General features: G+C 67.7%; 26 protein-coding genes. 7 read left to right on the top strand and 19 right to left on the bottom strand.

Annotated features, from left to right (window positions below; all coding sequences use genetic code 11):
- Positions 1–14 precede the first annotated feature (14 nt).
- The 9 genes from VARPA_RS02500 to VARPA_RS02465 all read right to left on the bottom strand — a co-directional run bounded on the left by VARPA_RS02500 (position 15) and on the right by VARPA_RS02465 (position 8,729).
- On the bottom strand, positions 15–1,613 hold the full coding sequence (locus VARPA_RS02500) for a type II and III secretion system protein family protein (protein ID WP_013538969.1): 1,599 nt from the start codon (positions 1,611–1,613) through the stop codon (positions 15–17).
- 71 nt (positions 1,614–1,684) lie between these two features.
- Positions 1,685–2,644: a Flp pilus assembly protein CpaB gene (cpaB, locus tag VARPA_RS02495; protein WP_013538968.1), complete on the bottom strand. Its 960-nt coding sequence runs from the start codon at positions 2,642–2,644 to the stop codon at positions 1,685–1,687.
- A 6-nt stretch (positions 2,645–2,650) separates the two neighbouring features.
- Positions 2,651–2,863: a hypothetical protein gene (locus VARPA_RS30395; RefSeq protein WP_013538967.1), complete on the bottom strand. Its 213-nt coding sequence runs from the start codon at positions 2,861–2,863 to the stop codon at positions 2,651–2,653.
- Positions 2,864–2,874: 11 nt separating this feature from the next.
- Positions 2,875–3,597, bottom strand: coding sequence for a hypothetical protein (locus VARPA_RS02490; protein ID WP_013538966.1), 723 nt, complete (start codon positions 3,595–3,597; stop codon positions 2,875–2,877).
- On the bottom strand, positions 3,597–4,586 hold the full coding sequence (locus VARPA_RS02485) for a hypothetical protein (RefSeq protein ID WP_013538965.1): 990 nt from the start codon (positions 4,584–4,586) through the stop codon (positions 3,597–3,599). The genes VARPA_RS02490 and VARPA_RS02485 overlap by 1 nt, the downstream gene beginning before the upstream one ends.
- A 16-nt stretch (positions 4,587–4,602) precedes the next feature.
- Complete coding sequence (locus tag VARPA_RS02480; protein ID WP_013538964.1) at positions 4,603–6,516, bottom strand: TadE/TadG family type IV pilus assembly protein; 1,914 nt, start codon at positions 6,514–6,516, stop codon at positions 4,603–4,605.
- 41 nt (positions 6,517–6,557) lie between these two features.
- Entirely contained in the window at positions 6,558–6,863 is a 306-nt protein-coding gene (locus tag VARPA_RS02475; RefSeq protein WP_013538963.1) for a Flp family type IVb pilin, read from the bottom strand.
- Between the two features lie 134 nt (positions 6,864–6,997).
- Positions 6,998–7,936, bottom strand: coding sequence for an AraC family transcriptional regulator (locus tag VARPA_RS02470; protein WP_013538962.1), 939 nt, complete (start codon positions 7,934–7,936; stop codon positions 6,998–7,000).
- A 358-nt stretch (positions 7,937–8,294) separates the two neighbouring features.
- On the bottom strand, positions 8,295–8,729 hold the full coding sequence (locus tag VARPA_RS02465) for a putative toxin-antitoxin system toxin component, PIN family (protein WP_013538961.1): 435 nt from the start codon (positions 8,727–8,729) through the stop codon (positions 8,295–8,297).
- Positions 8,730–8,855: 126 nt separating this feature from the next.
- On the opposite strand from VARPA_RS02465, the gene VARPA_RS02460 reads away from it, so the two are divergent.
- Complete coding sequence (locus VARPA_RS02460) at positions 8,856–9,278, top strand: surface-adhesin E family protein (RefSeq protein ID WP_013538960.1); 423 nt, start codon at positions 8,856–8,858, stop codon at positions 9,276–9,278.
- Between the two features lie 135 nt (positions 9,279–9,413).
- On the opposite strand, the gene VARPA_RS02455 is transcribed toward VARPA_RS02460, so the two are convergent.
- The gene (locus VARPA_RS02455; protein ID WP_041942746.1) at positions 9,414–10,634 is read right to left on the bottom strand and encodes a THUMP domain-containing class I SAM-dependent RNA methyltransferase; all 1,221 of its coding nucleotides are present in this window, start codon (positions 10,632–10,634) and stop codon (positions 9,414–9,416) included.
- Positions 10,635–10,718: 84 nt separating this feature from the next.
- Between VARPA_RS02455 and VARPA_RS02450 the strand changes: the two genes are divergently transcribed.
- The 5 genes from VARPA_RS02450 (at position 10,719) to VARPA_RS02430 (ending at position 15,120) form a co-directional block, all read left to right on the top strand.
- Positions 10,719–12,509, top strand: coding sequence for an ATP-binding protein (locus VARPA_RS02450; protein ID WP_013538958.1), 1,791 nt, complete (start codon positions 10,719–10,721; stop codon positions 12,507–12,509).
- Positions 12,510–12,591: 82 nt separating this feature from the next.
- Positions 12,592–13,173, top strand: a complete 582-nt coding sequence (locus VARPA_RS02445) for a cytochrome b (RefSeq protein WP_013538957.1) — start codon at positions 12,592–12,594, stop codon at positions 13,171–13,173.
- A gap of 25 nt (positions 13,174–13,198) precedes the next feature.
- Entirely contained in the window at positions 13,199–13,777 is a 579-nt protein-coding gene (locus VARPA_RS02440; protein WP_013538956.1) for a YceI family protein, read from the top strand.
- 49 nt (positions 13,778–13,826) lie between these two features.
- A complete protein-coding gene (locus tag VARPA_RS02435; RefSeq protein WP_041942744.1) occupies positions 13,827–14,459 on the top strand; it encodes a YceI family protein in 633 nt (210 codons plus the stop codon).
- 13 nt (positions 14,460–14,472) lie between these two features.
- The gene (locus tag VARPA_RS02430) at positions 14,473–15,120 is read left to right on the top strand and encodes a LysE family translocator (protein WP_013538954.1); all 648 of its coding nucleotides are present in this window, start codon (positions 14,473–14,475) and stop codon (positions 15,118–15,120) included.
- 119 nt (positions 15,121–15,239) lie between these two features.
- Here VARPA_RS02430 and VARPA_RS02425 read toward each other — a convergent pair whose 3' ends face one another.
- The 7 genes from VARPA_RS02425 to argS form a co-directional block, all read right to left on the bottom strand.
- Entirely contained in the window at positions 15,240–16,841 is a 1,602-nt protein-coding gene (locus VARPA_RS02425; protein WP_013538953.1) for a phospholipase D family protein, read from the bottom strand.
- 10 nt (positions 16,842–16,851) lie between these two features.
- On the bottom strand, positions 16,852–18,441 hold the full coding sequence (rpoN, locus tag VARPA_RS02420) for an RNA polymerase factor sigma-54 (RefSeq protein ID WP_013538952.1): 1,590 nt from the start codon (positions 18,439–18,441) through the stop codon (positions 16,852–16,854).
- A gap of 18 nt (positions 18,442–18,459) precedes the next feature.
- Positions 18,460–19,254, bottom strand: a complete 795-nt coding sequence (gene lptB, locus VARPA_RS02415; protein WP_013538951.1) for an LPS export ABC transporter ATP-binding protein — start codon at positions 19,252–19,254, stop codon at positions 18,460–18,462.
- Positions 19,251–19,967, bottom strand: a complete 717-nt coding sequence (gene lptA, locus VARPA_RS02410; RefSeq protein WP_013538950.1) for a lipopolysaccharide transport periplasmic protein LptA — start codon at positions 19,965–19,967, stop codon at positions 19,251–19,253. The genes lptB and lptA overlap by 4 nt, the downstream gene beginning before the upstream one ends.
- 194 nt (positions 19,968–20,161) lie before the next feature.
- Positions 20,162–20,809, bottom strand: a complete 648-nt coding sequence (locus VARPA_RS02405) for a thiol:disulfide interchange protein DsbA/DsbL (RefSeq protein ID WP_013538949.1) — start codon at positions 20,807–20,809, stop codon at positions 20,162–20,164.
- A gap of 160 nt (positions 20,810–20,969) precedes the next feature.
- Positions 20,970–21,737, bottom strand: coding sequence for an SPOR domain-containing protein (locus VARPA_RS02400; RefSeq protein ID WP_013538948.1), 768 nt, complete (start codon positions 21,735–21,737; stop codon positions 20,970–20,972).
- An 11-nt stretch (positions 21,738–21,748) separates the two neighbouring features.
- Positions 21,749–23,434, bottom strand: coding sequence for an arginine--tRNA ligase (argS, locus tag VARPA_RS02395; RefSeq protein ID WP_013538947.1), 1,686 nt, complete (start codon positions 23,432–23,434; stop codon positions 21,749–21,751).
- Between the two features lie 131 nt (positions 23,435–23,565).
- On the opposite strand from argS, the gene VARPA_RS02390 reads away from it, so the two are divergent.
- Positions 23,566–23,910, top strand: coding sequence for a hypothetical protein (locus tag VARPA_RS02390; RefSeq protein WP_013538946.1), 345 nt, complete (start codon positions 23,566–23,568; stop codon positions 23,908–23,910).
- Positions 23,911–23,994: 84 nt separating this feature from the next.
- Here VARPA_RS02390 and VARPA_RS02385 read toward each other — a convergent pair whose 3' ends face one another.
- Both VARPA_RS02385 and VARPA_RS02380 read right to left on the bottom strand, forming a co-directional pair.
- Positions 23,995–24,447 (bottom strand): DUF2214 family protein, encoded by a 453-nt coding sequence (locus VARPA_RS02385; protein WP_013538945.1) that lies wholly within the window; start codon positions 24,445–24,447, stop codon positions 23,995–23,997.
- 62 nt (positions 24,448–24,509) lie between these two features.
- Entirely contained in the window at positions 24,510–25,436 is a 927-nt protein-coding gene (locus VARPA_RS02380; RefSeq protein WP_013538944.1) for a LysR family transcriptional regulator, read from the bottom strand.
- Between the last annotated feature and the right edge of the window lies 1 nt (position 25,437).

Below are 25,437 nucleotides of genomic sequence, written 5' to 3'. Positions count from 1 at the left end.
CGGACTCTCGGGTCTTAAGGAGCGACGGGCTGGCCGGGCGTGCCGGCGGGGATGCCGCCGATGTCCGCGGCAGCAGCAGGCGGGCGCGAACCGTTCGGGTCCGACTTGTCTTCGGTCAGCGTGCCGAAGTTGCTTCCCACGTCCCGCTCGAGTTCGCGCGCGCGCTCGATGCGCGGGCGGCTGTCCGCCGGGCCGACCACGCGCGGCGTGATGAACACCACCACTTCCTGTTCCTTGTCGGTGTCGTTGTCGGCACGGAAGGCGCGGCCGATGATCGGCGTCTTGCGCAGGCCCGGCACGCCGTCGCTGGAGCGCGTCGATTCGCGGCTCAGGAGCCCCGACAGCACGATGGTCTCGCCGGCCTTCACGTTGAACTCGGTGTCGGTGCGGCGGATCAACAGGCCCGGAATGCCCTGCACCGCCACGCTGCGGTCGATGCTGCTCACCTCCGTAAGGATGCTGCCCGACACGTTGCCCTCGCCGTCGGCGATGGGCTTGATGTTCAGCCGCACGCCATAAGGCTTGAACTCGACCGAACCCGCGCCCTGCGTGCTGAGCGCGGGCAGCGGGATTTCGCCGCCGGCCAGGAACTTGGCCTCGCCGCCGCTGCGGGTGGAAAGGTTCGGCGAGGCAAGCAGGAAGGCGTTGCCGCGCTGCACCAAGAGGTTGATGCGCGAGGTGAGGCTGAGGCCGATGCCGAAGTACGCCTCCGGCATGCGCCGGTTCTGGCCCAGCAGCGCCGTGCCCTGCGGCGTGGAAGTGTTGAAGGCCGAACCGTCGGGCAGGATGCGGTAGCTGCCGCTGGAGGCGATGTCGGAAAACAGGCCGAAATTGAAGCCGTCGCCCGAGCTCTGCCAGCGCACGCCCAGGTCGTCCAGCGCGGTCTTGCTGAACTCGACGATGCGCACCTGGATGTCCACCATGCGGTCCACGCGGATGCGGTCGGCCGTGGCCAGCGACACCACCGCGGGCGCGTAGAGCTGCGCCACCGTATTGAGGCGCTCGACGGCGGCCGGATCGAGGCTGTTGCCGTCCATGATGATGCGCTCGCCGATGCGGCGGATGTTCACGCCCGAGATGCCGCGCGTGATCTCGCGCAGCTCGTCGGCGATGCGTTCCAGGTCGGCCACGTTCACCCGCACCTTGAGCTTGCGCACGGTGCCGTTCTTGTCCCAGACATGCAGCGTGCTGTCGCCCGCGTCCTGCGCGGTGATGAGCATGTTCGCGCCGTCGAGCACGCGGGCTTCCATCACCTTGCCGTTGCCGATGGCCACGCGCGAGACGCCCGGCATCTTGACCAGCGCCATCTGGCCGACGTAGAGCGTGAGCAGATCGGGCAGCCGCTGCAGCACGGTGGCGCGCGCGGCGATGCGCTGCAGCTCGGCCTCGGTGATGGAGGCCTGCGAGGGCGGTGGCGCGGGTGGGCGGATGCCCGGCGAAGTTTCAGCGCGGGCCCCTGCCGGCGCGCCCGGTGCCGAGAAAGCCGGCGCAGGCGCCACCGTGCCCAGCGGCACGGGCGATGCCGCCGGTGCGCCGGGGTACGGACCCTGCGCCTCGGCCTGGAAAACAAGACACAGCGCCGTCGCTGCCAAGGTGCATCGCTTGAGGTTCATCGAACTTTTCTGGAGATCAGTCAATCGGGCCGCGCCCCGGAGGGCGACGTTCAGGTCAGGGAGGCGGGACTTCAGCGCGGCAACGCGCCACCGGTCGGCAACGCGGCGCCGAGGCCAGGCGCGGGAGGAGCACCGCGGTTGCCGCTGCCGCCGACGATGTATTCGACGCTCGGACCCGAGGGTCCGCTGGACACGGCCATCGCATGCGAGCGCTGCGGCCTGAAGCCGGCCACGATGGCATCGAGGTCGACCGCGTCGACGCCGCTGGTCATGGTGGCCCGGTCCTCGGGGTTGCGCAGCGTGGCGATGATCTTTCCGAGGCGCTGGGCCAGGATGAGCTTCTGCGCGTCCTGCGGCTGGATCGCCACGGTCACGGTCGAGTAGCGCTGCTGCGCGTAGGGGTCGGTGTCGGCCGAGACGTCGGAGCGCTTGCGCATCGCGGCGAACTGCTCCGAGGTGATCTGGCCGGTGGCGCGCACCTCCACGTCCTGCAGAAGCGGAACCACCACCGAGGGATCGTTGGCCGCGGACTTCTCGACCATGTACATGAAGTCGATGCGGTCGCCGGCGCGCAGCATGCCCGAGATGGAGCTGATCTCGTCCACCGGAATCGTGATGGCGCGCACGCCCTGCTCGATCTCCTGCGCGAACACCTTGCGCGGCGCCGAGAAGAACGACGCGAGCAGCGGCTTGCCCGCGGCCACCGGCACCGAGAGCTGACGGCCCGCGAACTGCGAGAAGGTCTCGGGCGTGATCGCGTCGTTGTGCACGTACTCGTTGGGCACCGAACGCTTGGCCACCATGGTGGGCAGCACGGTGGTGCCGTCGCCCAGCGCGCGGTTCGCGACCACCACGTCGCGGCGCTGGCTGTCGGCGTCCTTCTCCAGGCTCGCAGCGATCTCGCGCTCGCTGGCCCTGAGGTAATACCAGCCCAGGCCCGCGGCCAGCAGGCCCAGCATCAGGGCACCGATCAGGGGGGACAGCCGTTTGACGCTTTGCTTGAACTTGAGGAGTCCCGGAGATGATTTCATGCCTGGCTACAAAGGATAGGAAAGGGTGTACGAGTAGGTCGACCAGGCATCGCGGAAGGCCTTGATGAGCAGCGCGACCACCGAGCGGTCGGCGCCCGGGAAGGTGGCGAACAGCATCACGGCCAGGATGCCGGCGACGATCACGTATTCGGTGATGACCTGGCCGCGCTGGGTGCGGCGGGAAGAAGAACGTGGGCGAGGTGGACGACGTGAACGCATGGCGGTCGCGCTCATTCCGGCGAGGTCTGGCTGGCGACGATGAAGTAGCCGTCGTCGCGCCTGGAGATGGCCACGGTCATCTCCTCGCTGTTGCGTCGGAACACCAGCGAAGAGCGCGTGCCGCCCTCCAGCGTGCGGTCCTGTATCAGCGTCCAGCCCAGGCGGATCATCTGTTCGCGCAGGTAGAGCGCGTTGGTCTCCACGCTCACGTTGTTGGTGACGACGATGGTGCGGTTGCGCTGGCCTTCGTCGAAGGAGAGCGTGTCCGAGACCACCTGCGAGCCGGCCGGCCGCGGAAAGCCCTTGCCGATGCGCTCGGCGCGCTCGCGCAGCGCCTGCTCGTTCTTGACTTCGTCGTAGACCACCGCCGCCACCAGCCGGCCCGCCGTGCCCGAAGGAACCGCGCGCAACTGCACCGTGACTTGGTACAGGCCGAAGCGCGCGCCGAGCACACGCATGGGCCCGAGCGTGGTCACGCCGTAGCCGGTCTTGTCGGAAAGCCACTTCTCGTAGAAGCGCGAGACGACCTCCAGCGGATCGCTCGACTCGATGCCGCGGATCTGCATGGGGATGGTGTTCTGCTCGATGTACTCGGCGATCCAGAAGGTCTTGGCCGCCGCGGGCGACGGAATCGCAGGCCAGTCGCGCTGCGGCGGCGCCGCGACTGCAGCGCCGCACAGGCACAGCCATGCGGCGGCGAGCATCCATCGCAGAAACGGCGCGGCGAGGCTCATCAGGGCAGCGTGTTGACCACGGGGGTCGGCGGGAAGGCGCGGTAGTAGCGGAAGTGGTCCTTCACGCTGCCGCCGTTCGCCTCGCCATCGCCGCCGGTCTCGCCGGTGGCGCCGGGCGGAATGCGCTCGAAGCGGTCCAGCGGCGTCTTCTCGAGCGCGTCGCCCGGCGTGAAGCCCATGGTGAGGTTGTTCATGTCGAAGGCCGGAAAGATCTGCTTGATCTGGTAGGCCGTCTGGTGCATGCCGCCGCGAAGCTGCTGGTAGAAGGGCGCGTCCAGAAGCTTCATCGGCACCAGGCCCTGGATCTTGGTTTCCTCGCGGTTCGTGCCGCCGGCGTTCCAGGCTTCGGTGAGCATGGTGACCTGCTCGGTCATGTCCAGCGCGGGAACGTCCTTGAACTTGGTGTAGGTCTGGCTCACCTTCACCTCGTGGCGCAGATACCCGCTGCTCACGAACTGGAACTTGCCCAGCGGACCGGTGATCGCGTTGCCCCCCAGCGCGGCTTGCGCCACGCGGATGCCGTCGAACACCACGTCGCTGGCATTGAGCAGCGAGGGCAAGGGCGCGGCCGTGCTCGACGCGGCCACCGCCGTGGTGCGCTGGTCGATGGCCGGCAGCATCGGCTCGAACTCGGCGATGTCGGCGGCGTGGATCGAGATGCCGGGTGCCGAGCGGTCGCGAAAGATGTGGCGGCGCAGGTCGCGCGTGACCTCCGCATCGGTCTTCTTGATGGCGCCCGATGCGCCCTTGGCTTCTTCCGCGGTGATGCCCTGCGCCTCGGGCATCCACACGGTGCGCTGCCAGGCCACCAGCTTGGCGGCGGACACGGTCTGCATGCGCTTGGTGCCGTATTCGGCAATGGCCGGAATCGCCCCCAGCACGACGGCGGCGAAGCTCACGATGAGCAGCGTCTCGACCATCGCGTGGCCTGCGACGGTGGCGCTCGCGCGGGCCTGATGTGCAAACGGGCGTCGATGCGGGCGGGTCATGCGCGGGCGTCCTTCATCAGTTGCCGTTGTCTTCGTCGGCCGAGCCGCCGACCGCCGCGCCGCCCATGGCGATGGCGCGCGCCCACAGCGAGGGCTCCACGTTGTGCACGTGCCAGTAGGGGCTGAAGAGGCTGCGGTGCTCGATGTAGCCGCCGGCGAAGCCCACGTTGTATTTGCCGACCGTCGAGGGATCGGCCACCGCGTTGTCGCGGCGCGCCCAGCGGTCCTGCGGCCGGCGGAAGTAGACCTGCGAGGTCGACAGCGCCTTGATCTCGCGGCCCTGGAAGTTGTCGCGCAAACCCGCCTTGCCGTCGGCCGCCGAGTTGCCGAAGCCGGCGACCTCGCCCGTGCGCACCTTGTCGCCGCCCTTTTGCACCACGAGCGTGAAGGCCGGGCCCTTGTCGGTGTTCTTGCCCCACTTGAGCGGGTTGGCGCCGCTGAAGCCGTTTTCCTTGAGCCAGTTGTCCGACTCGTTGGCCACCATCGGCGGGTGGTCCTTGATCTCGGTGAAGCGGGGCATCGCCCAGCTCTTGGTGACGATGCCGATGTCGGTGCGCGGGCTGTAGTGCAGCTTGGCGTTGAACACCAGCACCGCCATCGGGGCCAGCAGCAGCTCGCCGTTGCGGTCGCGCGCGGCGCGCTCGAAGGATTCGCGCTCCATGTACGCGGTGTCGCCGACCTCGCCGTTCAGGCCGCCGTAGGTGCGCCCCTCGCGGGCGTAGCTGCGAAGGGTGAGGCGCTGGCCTTCCCAGCTCTTCATGTAGTTGGGTCCGCCTGCCGCAGCCGCGCCCGCACCCAGGCCGAAGCGGCCGCGCAGGATGTCGTCCCAGCCGCCGATGAGGTCGGTGTAGAGCACGCCGATGGGCAGCTTGATCTCGATCGAATCGGCCGACTGCCAGCGGATGCGCCCGGTCTCGTCGCCCACGATGCCTTCGGTCGCGACCAGTTCGGTGCCGCCCTTCCACTCGAGGAGCCCGCCCATCATGTCGCCGGTGATGTCGCTGAAGCCCGGTGGCGAATTCGGGCTGCTGGAAACCATGCCCTGCAGCGCGCCGGACATGCCCGAGGCGACCCAGCCGAGCACGTTGGGCAGGAAGCGGCGGTTCTTGGTCCAGTCGTCGCGCGTGGCCTGCGCGGCGTGCGCGAAGCGCAGCACCTCGTTGAACTCCTCGTCGTCGAAACCGAGGCTGCCCGACTGGTGGTACGTCTTCAGGTAGGTCCCCACGTCGGCCACGAACTTGATGACGAAGATCGCGGTCTCGGTCGGCGGGACCGACGCATCGGGGTCGTTCGAGTTGACGACGTCCTTCACCAGTTGCGGCAGCTGCGCGGTCGTGCCCAGCAGCATCACGGCCTGGCTGGCCGAGATGCCCTGGTTGAACGCGCGAAGGATGTCGGCGCCGATCTGCAGCGGCTTGGCCGAGGGCTCGACGAAGCCGGCGATGCGGTCGGCGGTGCGCTGCAGGCGATTCGCGCGGGGCACGTTGCCGAGCAACCAGGCAAGGGCGAAGATGGGCCCGACCACCGGCAGGCGCGCCCTCTCGAGATTGCGTATTCCCTTCATGGCCTCGGCGACGACCAGGCCCTCCTGGATGTTGGCAGCGCTCGTGATGAGCATCGCCATCGACGTCTGCACGCTCGCCAGCGTCGCGACGCTCGCCTCGTTGGCGGCCATCGCGCGGTTGGTGTAGGCCAGGTAGTTGAGGGTGCGCGCCGTGAGCACGTTGGCGCTGTAGGTGGCCGCATCGGCCGTGTTCTGCAGCTTCATCTTCTCGCGCGCCGCGGTGGCGGTGTTGTAGACCACCAGCACGCTCAGAAAGATGATCGGCAGCATCGCCACCAGGTACACGATCGCCTGGCCCGACTGGCGCCGCCGGCGCGCGGAGGCGCCGGCAGTGGCCAGGGGGAGCGAAGCGGCGGCTGGAGGCATCGCGCGATGTCGGTCAGGCCGTCAGGACGTCGAGCAAAGCCTTACTTCGTGGCCTCGGCACCGCCCTTGGTGTAGGTGCTCATGTTCATGTTGACCTGCGCGTTGGTCGACGCCTTGCCGGCGGCGGTCTGCGCGTTCGTGACTTCGGTGGCGCCCGACTGGCCGCCCACTTCCTTGGCCATGCCGGCAACCTGGTTGCGCATGGTCTGGCCGAAGAAGCTGAACACGGCGATCGCGGCGATGGCGATCAGGCCCAGGATCACGAGGTACTCGGTCATGCCTTGCCCGCGGATCTTGATCTTCGAGGCAAGTTGGCGGCTCAACTGGGTCAGACGATGGATTTGCATGAGGGAAGTTCCTGAAAGGTGGCTGAAAGAACAGGCGGATCGTAGGGACGCATCCGTCGTGTGTTCGATACAGTTTTCGCGAATCCCGATACAAATTAACAATCTCAAAACAATCGCAAAACACCCGGAATTCTTTAGTTCTCCAAACTGCCCGCGCCTTCGAAACGAAGCTGGCTTTGCCTGCGAAATTCGGTCGGCGTCACGCCTTTGATCTCGAGAAATCGGCGATTGAAATTCGAGACGTTGTTAAAACCAACTTCGTAACAAATCGAGGTCACGTAGCGGTCGCTCTGCATCAGGAGAAGGCACGCCTTGTTGATGCGCACCTCGTTCACGTAGCCCAGAAAACTGTGGCCGGTGGCGCGCCGGAAGAGCCGGCCGAAGCGCCCCGGGTTCATGCCGAGCTCGGCCGCGATGTCGGCCGCGCTGATGTCTTTTGCGGGCTCGTTGGTGATGCGCGTGACCACGTCGTTGATGGCCTCGATGCCGTGGTCGCCGTCGGTCTGCATGCCCGACAAGAGGCGGTAGTCGGTGCACATCGCCATGTCGGCGAGAAAGTCGCAGAACAGGCTGAAGCGCTTGAGGCCGCGCGCGTCCTTCACGCGGTGCCAGTGCGCCTCGGCGCTGGCCGACATGCCGAAGAACTCGATGCCGTAGCGCGCGCGCTCCAGCATGCGCACCGCCTCCTGCAGTTCGGGAATGCGCTGGGCCGCTTCGAAGATCGGGTCGTGCAAAAACTGGATCACCAGGTCGCGCTGCGGCACGCCCTCCGCAGGCATGTCGAGCGAGATCCAGTTGTGCGGCAGCTTCGGGCCGCACAGCACGAGGTGGCCCGGCTCGAAGGCGCCGATCCAGTCGCCCACGAAGGCCTGGCCCGAGGTGGCGACGATCAGGTGCAGCTCGTATTCCTCATGGCAATGCCAGCGCGCGAGCGGCGTCGGAAAGCCGTGCTCGAGGCAACGCACCAGCCCCACCTCGGTCGATGGCTCGTAGCCGAGCTCGGTAGAGCGGCTGCGCTCGACCTCCACTTCGGGGAGCAGTTGACGCGGGGATCGTTGGCTGGAACTCGTCATGGCTTTTTGTTGGGCTGACAGGAGACAGGAGACAACACGCCTCGCGATCCTGGGGTTCGCGGGCGACGCGGCGATGAAGTGGCATCTTCGGGGGCAAACAGGCCTGAGGCGCGCGGGCACGTCATGGTGAGCGCAGGGGCCGGGTTCGCGGGGCGGAAGATATTGTTTGGGCCTTGCAATTGCCAGACCCTATGCGGACTACGAAGATTCGTATGCGCGCACGGCAAGCACCCGATTTGCACCGACAGCGTTGTCTAGACAACCGCTTTGCACGCAGGCGCGCCGGTGCGGCCATCGGCGAGGCGATCGATGGGGGATGCTTGTCTAGACGACCCCACGCCAACCGCTTTCAGCGCACTCAGGCAGCGGCCAGCACCGTCGCCACGACCACGCCTTGCGCAGCCAAACGTTTGCGCATCGTCAGCACCGCCTGGTCCTTGCTGAAGAGGCGCGCGCGTTGCGCCACCGCGAGGTCGATGAAGACCTGGTCGTCGGGATCCTTGCACACGCAGGGCGCGCGCGGCGGCGTGTCGGTCAAAAGGCTCACGCGGGCATCGAAGGCTTCGAGCACGCGGGTTGCTTCCATCTCCCGCTGGGCCAGCCGCCGCGCGATCAGCGGATAGCCGAGCACCCGTGCGAGTTCGGTGCGCATCGGCGCGGTGGCGATCCAGCGCAGCGCGCCGGATGCGAGCGCCGCCGCGAGCGGCAGGCAGTCGGGGTTGTCGAACACGAGCAGGTCGAGCGCGATGTTGGTGTCGATGACGACAAGGCCGGTTTCTTGAGGAAGAGTCATGGCGGCGAAAAGAGGAGCGCCGATGTTGCACCATGTGCGCCCCTTGTCAGCCGCGGGTCGGGCGCGACGCCCCACAATGCTGCGGCGCGCACCGCGCGCTTCCGGACACGCCGCCCTACCTCCGTCATGAAACGACTCCCGCTGTTCTTCCTCGCCCTGCTCGCCTCTGCGCTCACGCGGGCCGAATGGCTGACCCTGAGCGGCACGCCCGGCGATGCCACCGGCAGCTACGTGCAGGTCGATCCGGCGCGCATCGAGGTCGACGGCGCGCGCCGCGGCGTGACCCTGCGCATGAGCCTCGCGCAGGACTTCACCGGCAAGGACGGCTTCAAGCTGCGCTCCTTCGAAGCCAGGGTCACCGTCGACTGCGAGGCGCGCACCGCACGCTATGTGAGCGCCACCTACTACGGCCTGCCGAACTTCGTCGGCCAGCCCGTGGCGATCAAGCAGTTCGAGGACGACGACATCCGCCCCATGACGCTGCCCGGCGCCCCGCCCGAGCTGGCCGCGCGCACGGTCAACGCGGCCTGCAATGTCGGCGCCAAATAGCTGATCGACGGCCCTCTGAAGCGCTCACGCTGATGGTGGGCTCTGTTTCGCGAAATCAAGGGCGAGGCCGCAGGCCGGAGGACATTCGCGAAACAGAGCCCACCGTCGGCGGGAGTGCCGCCCTGAACGACAGCCCTACTTCCGCGCGGACCCGGCAACCATGTCGAAGCGGAACAGCCGGCATTCGATCGGCCCGTTCCACATCGGCACGCGGCGCGATTCCTTCAGCCGCATCTGCTTGGGCAGCTTCAGGTCCGGCGTGAGGACCCAGGCCGTCCAGCCGGCATAGTTCTTCTTCCAATGGGTGGCGAGTTGGGGGAAGAACTCGCTGCCATCGCCCTCTTCGGTCTGCGCGGCTTCGCGCGCACCCGCGCGGGCCACGCCGCCGACTTCGATCCGCTCGCCGTAGGGCGGATTGAGCATGACCACGCCGCCCTCGGCCGGCGGCATGCGCTGCAGCGCGTCGCCGCCGCGGAACTCGATGGCATCGGCGACGCCGGCGCGCTCCGCGTTGCGCTCGGCAAAGTCGACCATGCGGTGCGACACGTCGGAGCCGAAGATCGCGACACTGCCCGGCTTCACGGCCAGGAGCGATTCCTTCTTGATCGCGTCCCACACGTGCGCCTGGAACGGCAGCAGCTTCTCGAAACCGAAGCGCCTGAGCGATCCGGCCGCGATGCCGCGCGCGATCTGCGCCGCCTCGATGGGGATGGTGCCGCTGCCGCAGCAGGGGTCGTACAGCGGCTGCTCCGACACGGTGCCGGTCTCGGGGTTCCACCAGCCGCTGGCGGCCAGCATCGCGGCGGCAAGGGTTTCCTTCAGCGGGGCGTCGCCCTTGTCCTGGCGCCAGCCGCGCTTGAACAGCGGCTCGCCGGAGGTGTCGATGTAGAGCGTGCAGTGCTCGGTGGTCAGGTGGGCGAACACGCGGGTGTCGGGCCACTGGGTCTCGATGCTCGGGCGCACGCCGTTGGCCTTGGCGCGGAAGCGGTCGGCAATCGCATCCTTGATGCGCAGGGTGGCGAAATTCAGGCTCTGCAGCGGGCTGTGCTGGGCGGTGGTCTCGATCTTGAAGGTCTGCTTGGGCGTGAACCAGATCTCCCAGGCCACGCCGCTCGCAATGGCGTACAGGTCGTTCTCGTTGCGGTAGGGCGCATGGGCCAGCTCGACCAGCACGCGCTGCGCAAGGCGGCTGTGCAGGTTGAGCTTCAGGGCGTCGCGCCAGTCGGCACGCACCCGCACGCCGCCGCGCAGCGTGAGCAGGTCTTGCCCGACGCGGCCCGTCAGGGCGTGCACCTCTTGGGCCAGGAATTCCTCGACGCCGGCGGCGCAAGGCAGGAAAAAGGAAAGATCGTTCACAGGAAATTGGCCATCGGGAAGCCCGACTAGGGGGGACTCCATTGTCGCCGCGTCACGGTTCTTCTCTATATAGTCGATTTGCCGATGACTCCCACCCCCGCACCTTCGGTCGCCCCGGCCGCCGACGCCAGCAGCGACCGCTTCGCGATCCAGTGCGAGGTGCTGCGGCTCTCGATCCGGCCCATCGGGCCGGTGCTGCTGGTGCAGTACCTGCTCAATTGCGGCGTGGCGGCGCTCTTCGCCTGGCAGTACTCGCTGGTGCGCGCGCTGGTGTGGATCGCGCTCATCACCGGAGTCACGGTGATGCGCGGCTTCTTCCCCCAGCGCCTGCCCGATCCCTTCACGCCCGAAAGCCTGCGCCACGCACAGCGCGCGCACACGCTGCGCACCGCCGTCTGGGAGCTGGCGCACGGGCTGGCCGGCGTGCTGCTCTTCAATCCCGAGCGGCCCGACCAGCAACTCTTGCTCGGCCTGATGCTGATGGGCATGACGCTGTCGTCGGCGTTCTCGGTGTCGTTCTACACGCCGGCCACGCAACTGGCGATCACGCTGCTGCTCGCGCCGGTGATCGTGACCGGCCTCACGCTGGGTGCGCCGACCATGATGGCTGTCTCGGTGATCGGCATCGGACTCACGGCCATGATGTGGAAGCTGGTGGCCGAGCGCTCGCGCCAGCTCGAGGAGAACATCGGCCTCCGCCTGAACGAGCGCACGCTGCGCGAACAGGCGCTCGCGGGCCTGCGCGCTTCCGAGCAGGCGCAGGCCGAACGGCTGCGCTTCTTCTCCGCCGCCAACCACGACCTGCGCCAGCCAGTGATGGCCATCGGCCTGCAGGCCGAGGTGCTGCGCCAGCAACTGGACACCGGCGCGGACGCCAGTGCGGTGCAGCACACCGTGGTCTCGCTCGCGCGGGCGCAGCAGGCGCTGGAAGGGCTCACCAACCAGTTGCTCGAAATCGGCCGCATCGAAGCCGCGGTCGATCCGCTGCGGCCTGTGGCGGTGGCGCTGGCCCCCTTGCTGCAGGACCTCGCGCGCCAGGCCGGCAACGGCCGCGTGACGGTGCGCTGCCCGGCCGGCGCGGTGGCGTGGACCGACGCCGTGTCGCTGCGCCGCGTGCTGGCCAACCTGGTCGACAACGCCGTCAAGTTCACGCCGCGCGGCCGCGTGCTGCTGGCGGTGCGGGCGCGGCACCGGGGCACGGAACGGGCCTGGCGCGTCGAGGTGCGCGACAGCGGCATCGGCATCGCGGCGGATTCGCAGGAGCGCGTGTTCAACGACTTCGAGCAGATCGGCAACGCGGAGCGCAACCTGCAGCACGGCCATGGCCTGGGCCTCGCGATCGTGCGGCGGCTGGCGGCGCAACTGGGCATCGAGGTGTCGCTGCGCTCGGCGCCGGGCCGGGGCTCGGTGTTCGGCTTCGAGCTGCCCGCGGCGCAGGGCTATGGCGCGGCGGCGTTGCAGCCGGCGCCCCCACCGCAGGCGAGCCCGGAAGCCGCCCCCGCATTGCGCCCCGGCCTCGCCGTGCTGGTGGTGGAAGACAACGCCGTGGTGGCCGACAGCCTGTATGCGCTGCTGCGGCAGTGGGAGGTGTCGCCGCGCGTCTACGCCAGCGCCGCCGAGGCGCTGGCGCTGGCCGACCTGCGCGCCCTCGATGCGGCGCTGTGCGACATCCGCCTGCCGGGCGCGCTCGACGGCATCGCGCTGGCAGAGCGGCTGCAGGCGCAGAACCCGGCACTCACCATCGCGCTGATCTCCGCCGACATCAACGAGGCCACACAGCGACTGGCCACCGAGCGCGGCTGGCATGCGCTGCGCAAGCCCGTGCAGCCGGAGGAGCTGCGCGGCGTGCTGCTGCGCGCGCCGCAGCGGCCCTGAGGCAGGGCTGGCACGACCCATGCGAGCCGGAGGCCACACCTTCCGGATATGCTCCGCGCACAGGCCGCCCGCCCTGCCACTGATGTCTGCCGACACCCCTCTTCCTCCTCTTTCCGCCGTCGCGCGCGGCCAGCGCTATGGCACCGTGGCCATCGTGCTGCACTGGCTGCTCGCGGCAATGATCGTCGGCTCGCTCGGCGTGGGGCTCTACATGACGGGGCTGCCGTTCTCGCCGCTGCGCATCAAGCTCTACAACTGGCACAAGTGGGCCGGCGTCACGATCCTCCTGCTGTCGGCTGTGCGGCTCCTGTGGCGGCTTGCGCACCGTCCGCCCGCGGTGCCGGCGCAGGTGCTGGCCGCCATGCCGCGCTGGCAAATCGCGGGCTACCGGGCCAGCCACGCGGCGATGTACCTGCTGTTCTTCGCGGTGCCGCTGTTCGGCTGGGCCTACACCTCGGCGCTGGGCATTCCGGTCGTGTGGTTCGGCGTGCTGCCGCTGCCGGATTTCGTGCCGGTCGACAAGGACCTCGCCGAGGCCATACTCAAGCCGCTGCACAAGGGCAGCGCCTACACGCTGGCGGCGGTGGCGCTGCTGCACGTGGCGGCCGCCCTGAAGCACCACTGGATCGACCGCGACGACCTGCTCAAGCGCATGTGGCCCTGACCCCGCAACTGAAGGAACCCGCCGGATGACACGCCTCTTTCTCCCGCTGCTGACGGCACTGCTCCTCGCCGCTGCGACGATGCCCGCCGCGGCTGATCCCGCCGCGAAGCTCATCGCCGACAAGAGCCAGATCGCCTTCGTCACCAAGCAGATGGGCGTGCCAATGGAAGGCGCCTTCAAGAAGTTCGACGCGCAGATCGCCTTCGATCCGAAGAAGCCCGAAGGCGGCACGGTCGCGCTGCAAATCGACGCCGCGAGCGCCGGCTTCGGCGTGCCGATGAGCGATGCCGAGCTTCCCAAGGCCCCGTGGTTCGATGCGGCGAAGTTTCCGCAGGCGAGCTTCCAGTCGAGCGCCATCAAGGCGCTGGGCGACGGCAAGTTCGAGATGGCCGGCAAGCTCACCATCAAGGGCACGTCGAAGTACCTGACGGTGCCCGTCACCATCGCGCCGGCCGGCGGCAACTACGCGGTGGCCACCGGCTACTTCACCATCCAGCGGCTCGACTACAAGGTGGGCGACGGCGAGTGGACCGACACCTCGGTGGTCGGCAACGACGTGCAGGTGCGCTTCAAGCTCACGCTCGCGGGCCTCGGGCCGCTCTGAGTCCGCTCTCTTTTTTCGATTGCATCCCATGTCCCTCATTCCTTACGCCATGAAGAAGCTCCTTCTCGCCTCGGCGCTCTCCGCCGCCGCCCTCCCGTTCGCCGCCATCGCGCAGGAATACACGGCCCCCGCCGTCGCCGCCAAGCCCGCGGGCGGCCCGGTGAAGAACGGCAACTACGTCATCGACCCCACGCACACCTTCGTGATGTACGAGATGGGCCACTACGGCACCACCACCAACCGCGGCCGCTTCAGCACCAAGGACGGCTCGGTGCAGATCGACGGCTCGGGCACGAGCGGCAAGGTCGACATCACCATGGACATCGGCACCATCAACACCGGCGTCGACCTGCTCAACCGCCACGTGCAGAGCAAGGACTTCTTCAACGTCGCCGAATTCCCCACCGGCCGTTTCGTGGCCGACCGCATCGAGTTCAGCGGCGACAAGGTGGTCGACGTGCCGGGCACCCTCACGCTCATGGGCCAGACCAAGCCGGTGACGCTGAAGGCCGTGCGCTTCAACTGCTACCTGAACCCGCTGATCAACCGCCAGGTCTGCGGCGGCGACTTCGAGACCACCGTGCAGCGCAGCGACTGGGGCATCAACTGGGGACTGAACTTCGGCTTCGAGAACAAGGTGAAGCTGCTGGTGCAGGTGGAAGCGGTGAACGTGCAGCAATGAACGGAGCCTCGCGATGATGGACACCACCCTCTCCCTGCTGGGCATCGCCGGCGCCATGACCGTCGGCGCCATGAGCCCGGGCCCCAGCTTCGTCATGGTCGCGCGCACGGCCGTGGCTTCGCGCAGCGACGGGCTTGCGGCTGCTCTGGGCATGGGCGCGGGCGGCCTCGTGTTCGCGATTGCCGCACTGGCGGGATTGCAGGCGGCGTTCCTCGCGGTGCCGGGGCTTTACCTCGCGATCAAGGGCTTCGGCGGCGCGTACCTGATCTACCTGGGCTTTCTCATCTGGCGCGGTGCGCGGCAGCCGCTTGCAATGACGCAGGATGCGGACGCGTCATCGACTCCGCAACAGGGCCGCGGCCGCCGCACTTTCCTGCTCGGATTGGCGACGCAGGTCAGCAACCCGAAGACGGCCGTGGTGTACGCGAGCATCTTCGCGGCCTTCCTGCCGCGCGAGGTGCCGCTGGTGCTGGCGCTCGCAGTGCCGGTGGTCATCTTCTGCATCGAGACCGGCTGGTACGCGATCGTCGCGCTCGCGCTGTCGTCGGCGGCCCCGCGTTCGGCCTACCTGCGCTACAAGGTCTGGATCGACCGCGCGGCCGGTGGCGTGATGGGGTTGCTGGGCCTGCGGCTGGTGTGGTCGGCCGTGAGCGAAAGCTGAGGCCCAACCGTTCGGACTGAGCTTGGCCTGTCCTGAGCTTGTCGAAGGATCGAAGCCTCGCGCGGCGCTTCGACAAGCTCAGCGTGAACGGTATTTTTTGAACGCAGGCTGCCGGGGAATCACAGCAGGCTCTCCGGCGTCAGCGGCGCCAACAGTTCGAGCATCGTTCGGTCCCAGAAGCCGGAGTCGGGCTCCTCGTTCAGCACCGTGGTCTTGCCCGCGTCTTCGCTGGTCCACTCGATGTGCGATTCGCCACTGCCTTCGACAAAGCGCAGCCGGTAGGCGCCCTGCTGCTTGAGCACATCGATGAGCTTGAGCGCTTGCTGCGCCATCTCGGCGCTGCGGATGAAGAGGCCGATCTCGGTGTTGTGCGTCTCCGAGCGCGGATCGAAATTCATCGAGCCGACGAAAAGGATGCGTTGGTCGATGACGGCCGACTTCGCATGCAGCCGGCCCACCGAAGTACCGAACAGCCCAAGCCGCACGCTGCGCCGCGTGCGCGTGGTGCTCAGCTCGTAGAGGTCGGCGCCGAGCTTGAGCATCTCGGGGCGGTAGCGGCGGTAGGCGGTGTGCACCAGCGGCTCGTCCGTGGCGGCGAGCGAATTGGTGACCACGCTGATCTTCACGTTGCGCCCACGGATCTCCTTCATCACCTCCAGCCCCGCGGCGCCCGGGATGAGATAAGGCGACACGATGGTCACCTCGCTGCGCGCACGGCGCATCTGCTCGACCACGTTGTAGCGCACGCTGTCGACATCGAGCAGCGGCACGCCGCCGTACGACGCGGTCTTGCCGATCACGCGCTCGGGCGAATCGGCGTATGCCTCGGCGAGGGTCCAGATCAGGCCGAGCTTGCCGGCGTTCAGGTCGTCCGCCATTGGGCTGTAGCCGAGCAGGTCGTTGGGCGCGGGCTTCGGCGGCGGGGGCGTGGTGTCGGGGCCGGTGGCGGCTTCGAAGCGCCTTTGCAGTTCCTCGCGCGAAAGGTCGCTCGCGATGATCGACTGCACCGGCCGCACGTAGACGCTGTTCCAATACTGGTCGAACAAGACGCCCAGGCGCGGGATCAGCGCGCCCGTCACGAAGGTGTCGAGGTCGATGAAGTTCTCGCCCGAGGTTCGGGTGAAGTACTGGTTGCCGATGTTGCGGCCGCCCGCCACCGCCATCGCACCATCGGCGATGAAGAGCTTGTTGTGCATGCGGCGGTTGACGCGGCTGAAGTCGAAGAGCGACGCGGTGAAGCGCTTGAGCAGGCTGCCGCGTCCGGCCGGGAATGGGTTGAAGAGGCGCAGCTCGACATTCGGCGTGGCGGCCAGGCCGAGCAAAAGTTCGTCTTCGCCGGACGTGTAGAGGTCGTCCATCAGGAGGCGCACGCGCACGCCGCGCTGGGCCGCATCGCGCAGGGTGCGCAAGAGATAGCGGCCGGTTTCGTCGTTCTCGATCTGGTAGTACTGCACGTCGAGCGTGCGCTGGGCGCGGCGCGCGAGCTGGATGCGGGTGTCGAAGGCGAAGTCGCCGCCGGGCATCAAGCGGAAACCGCTGAGGTCAGGGTCGGGCTGCGAGGCCAGCGCGATCTTGCCGAGCGCGGTGTCGGCCGAGACGCCCATGGCCTTGGCGGGCGCACGCGGCGCCTCGTCGGGCAAGGTCGCGCAACCCGCGAACAGCAACACGGTCGCCATGGCGAAGACCCAGTGCCCACAACGCGACAGCAGGCGACGGGTCATCGATGACTTTCTAAAGGGCTTTGCGAAGGTTGGCGGGCGCGATGCGCAGCGCCTCGCGGTACTTGGCCACGGTGCGGCGCGCGCACTCGATGCCCTGCTCCTTCAGCATCTCGGAGATCTGGCTGTCCGACAGCGGCTTCTTGATGCTCTCGGAGCTCACGAACTGCTTGATGAGCGCGCGCACCGCGGTGCTCGATGCGTTGCCGCCGGTCTCGGTGCCGAGCGCCGAGCCGAAGAAGTACTTGAGTTCGACCGTGCCGAACGGCGTGGACATGTACTTGGCGGTGGTCACGCGCGAGATGGTCGATTCGTGCAGGCCCAGCTCGTCGGCGATCTCGCGCAGCACCAGCGGGCGCATCGCGAGCTCGCCGTGCACGAAGTAGCTCTTCTGGCGCTCGACGATGGCGTTGCTCACGCGCAGGATGGTGTCGAAGCGCTGCTGGATGTTCTTGATGAACCAGCGCGCCTCCTGCAGCCGCTGCGAGAGCGCCTGGCTGCCCTCGCCCTTGTGCGACTTGAGCGCGCCCGCGTAGATGTCGTGCACGCGCAGGCGCGGCATCACCTCGGGGTTCAGCATGACGCGGAACTTGATGTTGGTGCCGCGGCCCGTCTTGGTGACGATCACGTCGGGAATGACGATGTTGCGCTCGACGTCGACGAAGCGCCGGCCCGGCTTGGGCTCCAGTCGCGCAATGATCTGCAGCGCCGAGCGCACCAGTTCTTCGTTGGTTCGCGTGAGCGTGGCCAGGCGCTTGAAGTCGCGCCGCGCGAGCAGCTCCATCGGCTGCTTGCAGATCGCGATGGCGGTCTTGCGGATGAGTTCTTCGTCCTCGGTCTCGTCTTCGCTGGCGAGCGCGCGCAGCTGGATGCCCAGGCATTCGCCCAGGTCGCGCGCACCGACGCCGGCAGGCTCCAGGCTCTGCAGCAGCCCGAGTGCCACCTGGAAGTGATGCACGAGGTCGTCGAACTGGTCGTTGTCGTCGCCCGCGAGGCCCGAGGCCAGCGCGGGGAGCGAGTCTTCGAGGTAGCCGTCGTCGTTGAGCGACTCGATGAGGAAGCGCAGCGCAGCGCTGTCGTTCTCGTTCAGGCGCAGGCTCAGCGCCTGGCGGTGCAGGAACGACTGCAGCGACTCCTGGCTGCGCGCAAGTTCGGTGGCGTCGGCGCGTTCGTCGTCGCCCAGGTTGTTCTGGCGCGCGGGGGCGTCGCTGCCCCACTCGCTGTCGTCGGGCGCCATGTCGACGGTGCCGTCGCCTTCCCAGTCGGGCTCGCGCTCGGTGATCTCGGCGGCAGGGCCGTCGGAGTCGGGCGTGGAGGAGGTCTCGGTCGTGGTCGTCGCACTGCTGGTCGAGACCGGGGCGAAATCGCCTTCGCCGGTTTCACCGCCGTCGTCGCGCGGCACCGGCGTGTCGACGGCATCGAGCCCGAATTCCTCGCGCGCCGCTTCTTCAGCGGTGCGCTCGAGGAACGGGTTCTCGTCCAGCATCTGCTCGACCTCCTGGCTCAGTTCGAGCGTGGAGAGCTGCAGCAGCCGGATCGACTGCTGCAGTTGTGGCGTGAGCGCCAGATGCTGCGAGACGCGAAGGGACAGCCCTTGCTTCATGAAGAACGCGACCCTCCCTTACATGCGGAAGTGTTCGCCCAGGTACACCCTGCGTACCTCGGCGTTGTCGACGATCTCCGAGGGTGTGCCTTGTGCCAGCACGTGCCCGTCGCTGATGATGAAAGCGTGATCGCAGATGCCCAGCGTTTCACGCACGTTGTGGTCGGTGATGAGCACGCCGATGCCACGTTCCTTCAGGAAACTGATGATCCGCTGGATCTCGATCACCGCGATCGGGTCGATGCCGGCGAAGGGCTCGTCCAGCAGGATGAAGCGCGGCTGGGTTGCCAGCGCGCGCGCAATTTCGACGCGGCGGCGTTCGCCGCCCGACAACGCGAGCGCGGGCGAATCGCGCAGGTGATCGACACGCAGGTCGGTCAGCAGTTCGGACAGGCGCTCCTCGATGTGCTTCTTCGACAGCGCCACCACCTTGCCGTTCTCGTCGGGTTCGCGCTGCAGCTCGAGCACGGCGCGCACGTTTTCCTCGACCGTGAGCTTGCGGAAGATCGACGCTTCCTGCGGCAGGTAGCTCAGGCCCATGCGCGCGCGGCGGTGGATCGGCATGTGGGCGATCGGCTCGCCATCGATGGTGATCTCGCCCGCATCGGCGCGCACCAGCCCGACGATCATGTAGAACGATGTGGTCTTGCCGGCACCGTTGGGGCCGAGCAGGCCGACGACTTCGCCCTTCTGCACGTCGAGCGAGACGTCCTTCACGACGGTGCGGCTGCCATAGCTTTTCTGCAGGCCGCGTGCGACCAAGCGGCTGCCCGGGACGGTGTTGGCTTCCTGGATTCCGGCGGTTTCGATCACTTGCGCCCTTCTCCCTCTCCACTCAGCGTGGTGGTCGAGCGCAGGCCGGTGCCGGGCGCGGGGGTGGAAGCCGGTGCCGCGGGCTTCGCGCCGGCCGGTGCCGAGGCGCCGGGCTTCGGCGCGGTGGCGGCCTTGGGCGTGAGGATGGTCTTGACGCGGCCGGTGGGGGTCGATGCGTTCACCGCGGTGTTCGGCGGCACGGTCGAACCGTTGACGGTGTAGGTGTCGTTGCTCTGGTCGTAGACGATCAGCGCGCCCTGGCTTTCGTCGTTCGGCGTGGCGCCGAGCAGCCGGCGCATGGTGGCGTTGCGGATGAACTTGACGTTGTCGGCGCGGCTGTCGTATTCGATGACTTCGGATTCGCCCTCGATCCACTCGTCGGGCGCATTGCGCTTCTGCTTGTAGTAAGCGCGCTTGCCGGGTGCCGCGGTGACCACGCCGTACTGGTAGCCCTCGGCATCCTGGCGCACATCGAGGCGCGCGCCGCGGATGATGATCGTGCCCTTCGTGACGAGCACGTTGCCGGTGAACACGCTGGTCTGCTTCAGGTCGTCGTAGCGCATGGCGTCCGACTCGATGTTCATCGGCTTGCTGCGGTCGGCGGTCTCGGCCAGGACGCCCGAGGCGAGGCCGGCCAGCAACAGCGCGCCGATGGCCAGGCGGCCGATGCGACGAACGAGGGGGGTGTTGTTTGGGTAGGAGGGCAATGTCATAGAGGCACGAAACTTGCTCTGAACCATTGTATGCGGCGGATTAACACCAGTTACCAACCCCGATGAAAAAGGCCCGCTGAAGCGGGCCGGTGTTCCCATCGGGAGACACCGCGGAACCGGCTCCGCCGGCCGCTGGTGTCGCTCCCCGCAAGGGGTGGCGCAGCGGACACGAAGTGCCGCGCAGCCGGAAGGCGTCAGCCCTTCTTTGCTTCGCCGACCAGGAAGTTGACCACTTGCAGCACGTTGGTCATGTTGCCGGCGGTCTCGCCATCCACGTACCAGCGGCCGGCCACGGCCATCGCCGGGACGCCAGCCACCTTGTAGGCGTCGGTCATCTGCGAGGCGCGCTTGGCCTTGCTGGCCACGCCGAACGAGGTGAAGACTTCCTTGAACTTGGTGCCGTCGATACCGTTGGCAGCGACCCAGGCAATGATGTTGGCATCGCCATTCACGTTCTGGCGCTGCTTGTGGATCGCGTTGAAGACCTTCGGCTGGAATTCGTCGACCTTGCCCATCGCCTCGAGCGCGTAGTACAGGCGCTGCTTGGCTTCGACGTCGTTGCCCACGAAAGGCACCGGGATGCGGCGGAAGGCGACTTCCTTGGGTGCCGTCTTGGCCCAGGCTTCGAGCGCGGGCTCGAAGTCGTTGCAATGAGGGCAGTTGTACGAGAAGAACTCGACCACCTCGACCTTGCCGGCCGGTGCATCGACAGGCACGCGCTTGTCGAGCACAAGGTACTCGGAGCCGGCCTTGGGCATGCGCGCCTGGGCGTGGGCCGGATTGGCGGCCAGCGAAAGCAGCCCGAGCGAAGTGGCGGCCAGCGAAAAGTCACGACGTTTCATTGAAAGGGTTCTCCTGTTGGTACGGCAGACTGAGCCGGGGCGCGGCGAGGAGTTCCTCGCAAGCGATCACCCGGCACGCCCAGGGCGCTGAATGGTGGCGGCAAATGCCGCGCGGCGAAGCTTAAGGGCTATTTGTGGCAGCAACGGAGCGTCCGGTCGGTCAGCGCTGCACGCGGACCAGGGCCGATTCGAGGCCGCCGCCATCGAGCCGCTCCTTGAGGCGGTCGGCATCGTCCTTCTTGTTGAACGGACCGGCGCGCACGCGGTAGACCGTGCGGCCAGCCTGCTCGCGCTCGGTGACCCGGGCCTCGACGCCCATCAGCGACAACTTGGCGCGCTGCGCCTCGGCGTCGTCGGTGGTGCGGAAGGCGCCGGCCTGCACGAAGTACATGAACGGATCGGCGCCGGAAGACGCCGCGGCGCTGTTGTTGGCGTTGCTGCTCGGCACGGCGGATGCCACGGTCGTGCTGCCCGAGCCGGTGCCCGCGCGGGCACGGGCCAGGTCGCCCAGTGGATCGTTCGACGCCGGCAGCGCATTGGCTTCGGCCGGCACGGGCACCGCACGCGTCGGCTTGGGCGCAACCACCACGGGCACCGGTGCGGTGGCCGGGGGCGGCGTGCCGGGTGCGACGGCGGTGGTGCTGGTGGCGGGTTCGCCGGTGACCGGGTTGACCGGACCGGTGGCGGCCGGCGGCGTCGGCTTGGCGGCGCCGGCCTTGCCGGCCAGCGGCGCGTTGGGGTCCCAGTCGCGGTTCTTGCGGGCCTCGGCTTCGTCCTGCTCGGCGCCGCCCTTTTGCGTCTTGTTCACGAACGGGATCGGCACCTTGGTCACGTAGACCGCGATGCCCAGCGCCACGCCCAGGCCGATCACCAGCCCGATGATCAGGCCGATGACGATGTTGCCGCGTTGTCTGGTTGTCTTCTTCATGGGAGTGAGGTTCACATCTTGTTCGGCGCACTGACGCCGAGAATCGCGAGGCCATTGTGCAGCACCTGCGCGGTCGCGGCGACCAGCGCCAGGCGGGCCAGCTTGACCTTTTCGTCGTCCACCAGAATGCGCTCGGCGTCGTAATAGCTGTGGTAACTAGCGGCCAATTCGCGCAGGTAGAAAGTGACGTCGTGCGGGGCGAAATCCTTCGACGCGGCGGTGAGCATGGCCGGGTACTTGGCCAAAAGCAGCATGAGCGCCTGCGCTGCCGGGCTCTTGAGCGGCGACAGGTCCACATCCTTCAGCGTGGCGGCGTCGCCGCCCCAGCCGGCCAACACCGAGCAGATGCGCGCATGCGCGTACTGCACGTAGTACACCGGGTTGTCGTTGTTCTTGGTCACCGCGAGGTCGACGTCGAAGGTGTATTCGGTGTCGGGCTTGCGGCTCAGGAGGAAGAAGCGCACGGCATCGGTGCTGGTCCACTCGATCAGGTCGCGCAGCGTCACGTAGCTGCCGGCGCGCTTGCTGATCTTGACCTCTTCGCCGCCCTTCATCACGCGCACCATCGTGTGCAGCACGTAGTCGGGATAGCCCTCGGGAATGCCCTCGCCCGCCGCCTGCAGCCCGGCGCGCACCCGCGCGATCGTGCCGTGGTGGTCGGTGCCCTGGATGTTCACGACCTTGTGGAAACCCCGCTCCCACTTGGCAATGTGATAGGCGACGTCGGGCACGAAGTACGTGTACGTGCCGTCCTTCTTCTTCATCACACGGTCTTTGTCGTCGCCGTAGTCGGTCGACTTGAGCCAGAGCGCGCCGTCTTCCTCGTAGGTCTTGCCGGCGGCCACGAGCTTGCCCACGGCGGCTTCGACGCGGCCGCTGGTGTAGAGGCTGGACTCGAGGTAGTAGTTGTCGAAGCGCACGCGGAAGGCCTGCAGGTCCAGGTCCTGTTCGCGGCGCAGGTACGCCACGGCGAATTCGCGGATGGAATCGATGTCGTCGATGTCGCCGCTCGCGGTGTATTCGCGGTCGTCCGACTTGACGGTTTTCTTGGCCTTGAAGTCCTCGGCGATGTCGGCGATGTAGTCGCCGTTGTAGGCGGGTGCCTTTTCGCCGCTCGGCCATTCCGGGTCGCCCGGCTTGAAGCCGCGGGCGCGCAGCTGCGTGCTGTTGGCCAGCGTCTGGATCTGCACGCCGGCGTCGTTGTAATAGAACTCGCGCCAGACGCTGTCGCCCTGCGAGGCGCGCAGGTTGCAGATGGCGTCGCCCAGTGCTGCCTGGCGGCCGTGGCCCACATGCAGCGGGCCGGTCGGGTTGGCCGAGACGAATTCGACCAGCACCTTCTCGCCGGTGGCGGGCTGCTGGCCAAAAGTGTTACCTGCGGCCAGCACTTCGCGCACGATCTGCTGCTTGGCGGCGGTCTTCAGGCGGATGTTGAGGAAGCCGGGGCCGGCGATCTCGATGGCTTCGACCCATTGGCCGAAAGCGGGGGTGGCGAGCAGCGCAGCGCTCAGTTGCTCGGCCAGTTCGCGGGGCTTCTTCGCGAGCGGTTTGGCGAGCTGCATGGCGGCGGTGCTAGCGAAATCGCCATGCGCCGCCACCTTGGGCGATTCGAACGCGGCTTTGGCGCCAGCGCCGGGGGAGAGGGATTCGAGCGTGTTCGCGAGCGCCGCGAGCAGCTCCTGTTTGACCAATAGCATCTGCGAATTTTACCGGGGGCAAACCCGGGCGCTGTTGACGATCGTCATCCGATCGTTGCCTCCGGCCGTTAGGATGAGCGGCCCCGGGGCGGGGCACCTGTCACAACTCCACCTTGCAAGGACATATCACCATGAAGAAGTTCCTTTCCCTGGTCGCCCTGGGCGCCTGCCTTTCCTTCGGCGCCGCACAGGCACAAGACAAGGCTCCCGCGCCCGCTGTCGCCCCGGCCGCAGCCGCTCCCGCTGCAGCAGCACCCGCCGCCGGCGCCACCTGCGACGCCAAGGCCATCGACAAGAACGGCAAGCCCCTGGCCGGCGCCGCCAAGGCCAGCTCCATCAAGAAGTGCGAGAAGGAAACCAAGGCCGCCGCAGCGCCCGCTTGCGCCGCCAAGGCCATCGACAAGAACGGCAAGCCGCTGGCCGGCGCCGCCAAGAACAGCTTCATCAAGAAGTGCGAGAAAGACGCCAAGGCCTGATGAGGCCCGCGTCGCGCTGACCAAGGTCAACGCCGAAAAGAAAAAAAAGCCCGCCCCGTGCGGGCTTTTCTATTTCTATTTCTATTACTTGCCGAAGCCGCGCGCCAGGAACACGGCGACCAGCGGGATCAGCGCGATCAGGTGGGCCTGCACCATCACCAGCTTGCGCGTCTTCTTGATGTCGGCCTCGACCGGCAGCTTGCCGGTGGAACGCAGCGTCTTGCGCCAGCGGAAATAGGTGAGCGTCGGAAAGATCGACAGCACGCCCACGATGATGAAGAGCCCCAGCTTCACGTGCAGCAGCGGGTTGGTCCAGTACCAGGCCGTGCCCTTCACGCCCCACCAGGTGCGCGCGATGCCGGTCGCGAGCACCGCGATGGCGGCGATGCCGTAGACCATGTCGACCTTGGCGAGCCGCTCGACGACCGCGGCGTTGAGCCACTGCACGCGGCACAGGGCGGCCTCGCTGGAGATGAACACGACCATCGTGAGGATGGCGAGCAAGTGCACGTAGGCGAGGATGGCTTCGAGGGTCATCGATGGCTTTCTTCCGGAACGGGTTGCAAATGCAAACAGATTGTGCCGCCGCTCCCGAGCCGTCAGGCCGTTCGTCCCCAGAATTCCGGTTGTCCGTACTGGTCCTTGAGGAAATCAAGCCACAGTCGCACCCGCAGCGGCAGGTGCTTGGCGCCCGCGAACACTGCGTAGATGCCGTTGGGCGGCGCGGCGAATTCGTCGAGCACCGGCACCAAGAGGCCCGCGTCGATCTCGGCCTCGACTTCCCAGGTGCTGCGCCAGGCGATGCCGTGGCCGGCCAGGCACCAGTCGTGCAGCACCTGGCCGTCGGAGCAATCGAGCGGACCGCTCGGGCGCAGGTGGATCAGCTCTTCCACGCCGGCCTCGGTGGTGACGCGAAAGGCCCAGCCGCGCGTCTGCGAGGCATCGCTCGACAGCGTGAGGCAGGCGAAGCGCGACAGCTCGCCGGGGTGTTTCGGCGTGCCGTGGCGGCGCAGGAAATCGGGCGTCGCCACGCATCGGCGGCGGTTGTCGGCAAGGCGCACGCTCACGAGCGATGAATCGGGCAGGTCGCCCACGCGCACCGCGCAGTCGAAGCTCTCGCCGGTCACGTCGACCACGCGGTCGCTGAGGTTGAGCGAGATCGTCACCTCCGGATGCAGCGCATGAAAGCGCGGCACCAGCGGCGCCACGTGTCGGCGTCCGAAGCCGGCCGGCGCCGTGACCCGCAGATGCCCGCTGGCCTTGACGCCGCCAGCGCTCACGCTGGCCTCGGCGTTCTGGAATTCGGTGAGCAGCCGCTGGCAGTCTTCGAGAAAGGCGCTGCCCTCGTGCGTGAGCGTGATGCGCCGCGTGGTGCGCACCAGGAGCTTCACGCCCAGCCGCTCCTCCAGCGCATCGAGCCGGCGTCCCATGATCGCGGGCGCCACGCCCTCGGCCTTGGCCGCGGCCGTGAGACTGCCGCGGGTCGCGACCGAGACGAAGGATTCGAGTTGCTTCAGGCGGTCCATG

This window comes from Variovorax paradoxus EPS (assembly GCF_000184745.1).
Taxonomy (GTDB): domain Bacteria; phylum Pseudomonadota; class Gammaproteobacteria; order Burkholderiales; family Burkholderiaceae_C; genus Variovorax; species Variovorax paradoxus_C.
Note: the sequence above shows the minus strand (reverse complement) of the source record. Positions and strands in the feature narration are given on the sequence as shown.

What these genes read in the sequence shown, in the direction of transcription:
- VARPA_RS02480 (WP_013538964.1), bottom strand. Translation starts at nt 6,516, where the DNA reads ATGCCTCCAGCCGCCGCTTCGCTCCCCCTGGCCACTGCCGGCGCCTCC.
- rpoN (WP_013538952.1), bottom strand. Translation starts at nt 18,441, where the DNA reads ATGAAGCAAGGGCTGTCCCTTCGCGTCTCGCAGCATCTGGCGCTCACG.
- VARPA_RS02485 (WP_013538965.1), bottom strand. Translation starts at nt 4,586, where the DNA reads ATGACCCGCCCGCATCGACGCCCGTTTGCACATCAGGCCCGCGCGAGC.
- VARPA_RS02380 (WP_013538944.1), bottom strand. Translation starts at nt 25,436, where the DNA reads ATGGACCGCCTGAAGCAACTCGAATCCTTCGTCTCGGTCGCGACCCGC.
- VARPA_RS02385 (WP_013538945.1), bottom strand. Translation starts at nt 24,447, where the DNA reads ATGACCCTCGAAGCCATCCTCGCCTACGTGCACTTGCTCGCCATCCTC.
- VARPA_RS02460 (WP_013538960.1), top strand. Translation starts at nt 8,856, where the DNA reads ATGAAACGACTCCCGCTGTTCTTCCTCGCCCTGCTCGCCTCTGCGCTC.
- VARPA_RS02445 (WP_013538957.1), top strand. Translation starts at nt 12,592, where the DNA reads ATGTCTGCCGACACCCCTCTTCCTCCTCTTTCCGCCGTCGCGCGCGGC.
- VARPA_RS02405 (WP_013538949.1), bottom strand. Translation starts at nt 20,809, where the DNA reads ATGAAACGTCGTGACTTTTCGCTGGCCGCCACTTCGCTCGGGCTGCTT.
- cpaB (WP_013538968.1), bottom strand. Translation starts at nt 2,644, where the DNA reads ATGAAATCATCTCCGGGACTCCTCAAGTTCAAGCAAAGCGTCAAACGG.
- VARPA_RS02500 (WP_013538969.1), bottom strand. Translation starts at nt 1,613, where the DNA reads ATGAACCTCAAGCGATGCACCTTGGCAGCGACGGCGCTGTGTCTTGTT.
- argS (WP_013538947.1), bottom strand. Translation starts at nt 23,434, where the DNA reads ATGCTATTGGTCAAACAGGAGCTGCTCGCGGCGCTCGCGAACACGCTC.
- VARPA_RS02470 (WP_013538962.1), bottom strand. Translation starts at nt 7,936, where the DNA reads ATGACGAGTTCCAGCCAACGATCCCCGCGTCAACTGCTCCCCGAAGTG.
- lptA (WP_013538950.1), bottom strand. Translation starts at nt 19,967, where the DNA reads ATGACATTGCCCTCCTACCCAAACAACACCCCCCTCGTTCGTCGCATC.
- VARPA_RS02475 (WP_013538963.1), bottom strand. Translation starts at nt 6,863, where the DNA reads ATGCAAATCCATCGTCTGACCCAGTTGAGCCGCCAACTTGCCTCGAAG.
- VARPA_RS02465 (WP_013538961.1), bottom strand. Translation starts at nt 8,729, where the DNA reads ATGACTCTTCCTCAAGAAACCGGCCTTGTCGTCATCGACACCAACATC.
- VARPA_RS02390 (WP_013538946.1), top strand. Translation starts at nt 23,566, where the DNA reads ATGAAGAAGTTCCTTTCCCTGGTCGCCCTGGGCGCCTGCCTTTCCTTC.
- VARPA_RS30395 (WP_013538967.1), bottom strand. Translation starts at nt 2,863, where the DNA reads ATGCGTTCACGTCGTCCACCTCGCCCACGTTCTTCTTCCCGCCGCACC.
- VARPA_RS02435 (WP_041942744.1), top strand. Translation starts at nt 13,827, where the DNA reads ATGAAGAAGCTCCTTCTCGCCTCGGCGCTCTCCGCCGCCGCCCTCCCG.
- VARPA_RS02400 (WP_013538948.1), bottom strand. Translation starts at nt 21,737, where the DNA reads ATGAAGAAGACAACCAGACAACGCGGCAACATCGTCATCGGCCTGATC.
- VARPA_RS02450 (WP_013538958.1), top strand. Translation starts at nt 10,719, where the DNA reads ATGACTCCCACCCCCGCACCTTCGGTCGCCCCGGCCGCCGACGCCAGC.
- VARPA_RS02430 (WP_013538954.1), top strand. Translation starts at nt 14,473, where the DNA reads ATGATGGACACCACCCTCTCCCTGCTGGGCATCGCCGGCGCCATGACC.
- VARPA_RS02440 (WP_013538956.1), top strand. Translation starts at nt 13,199, where the DNA reads ATGACACGCCTCTTTCTCCCGCTGCTGACGGCACTGCTCCTCGCCGCT.
- VARPA_RS02425 (WP_013538953.1), bottom strand. Translation starts at nt 16,841, where the DNA reads ATGACCCGTCGCCTGCTGTCGCGTTGTGGGCACTGGGTCTTCGCCATG.
- VARPA_RS02490 (WP_013538966.1), bottom strand. Translation starts at nt 3,597, where the DNA reads ATGAGCCTCGCCGCGCCGTTTCTGCGATGGATGCTCGCCGCCGCATGG.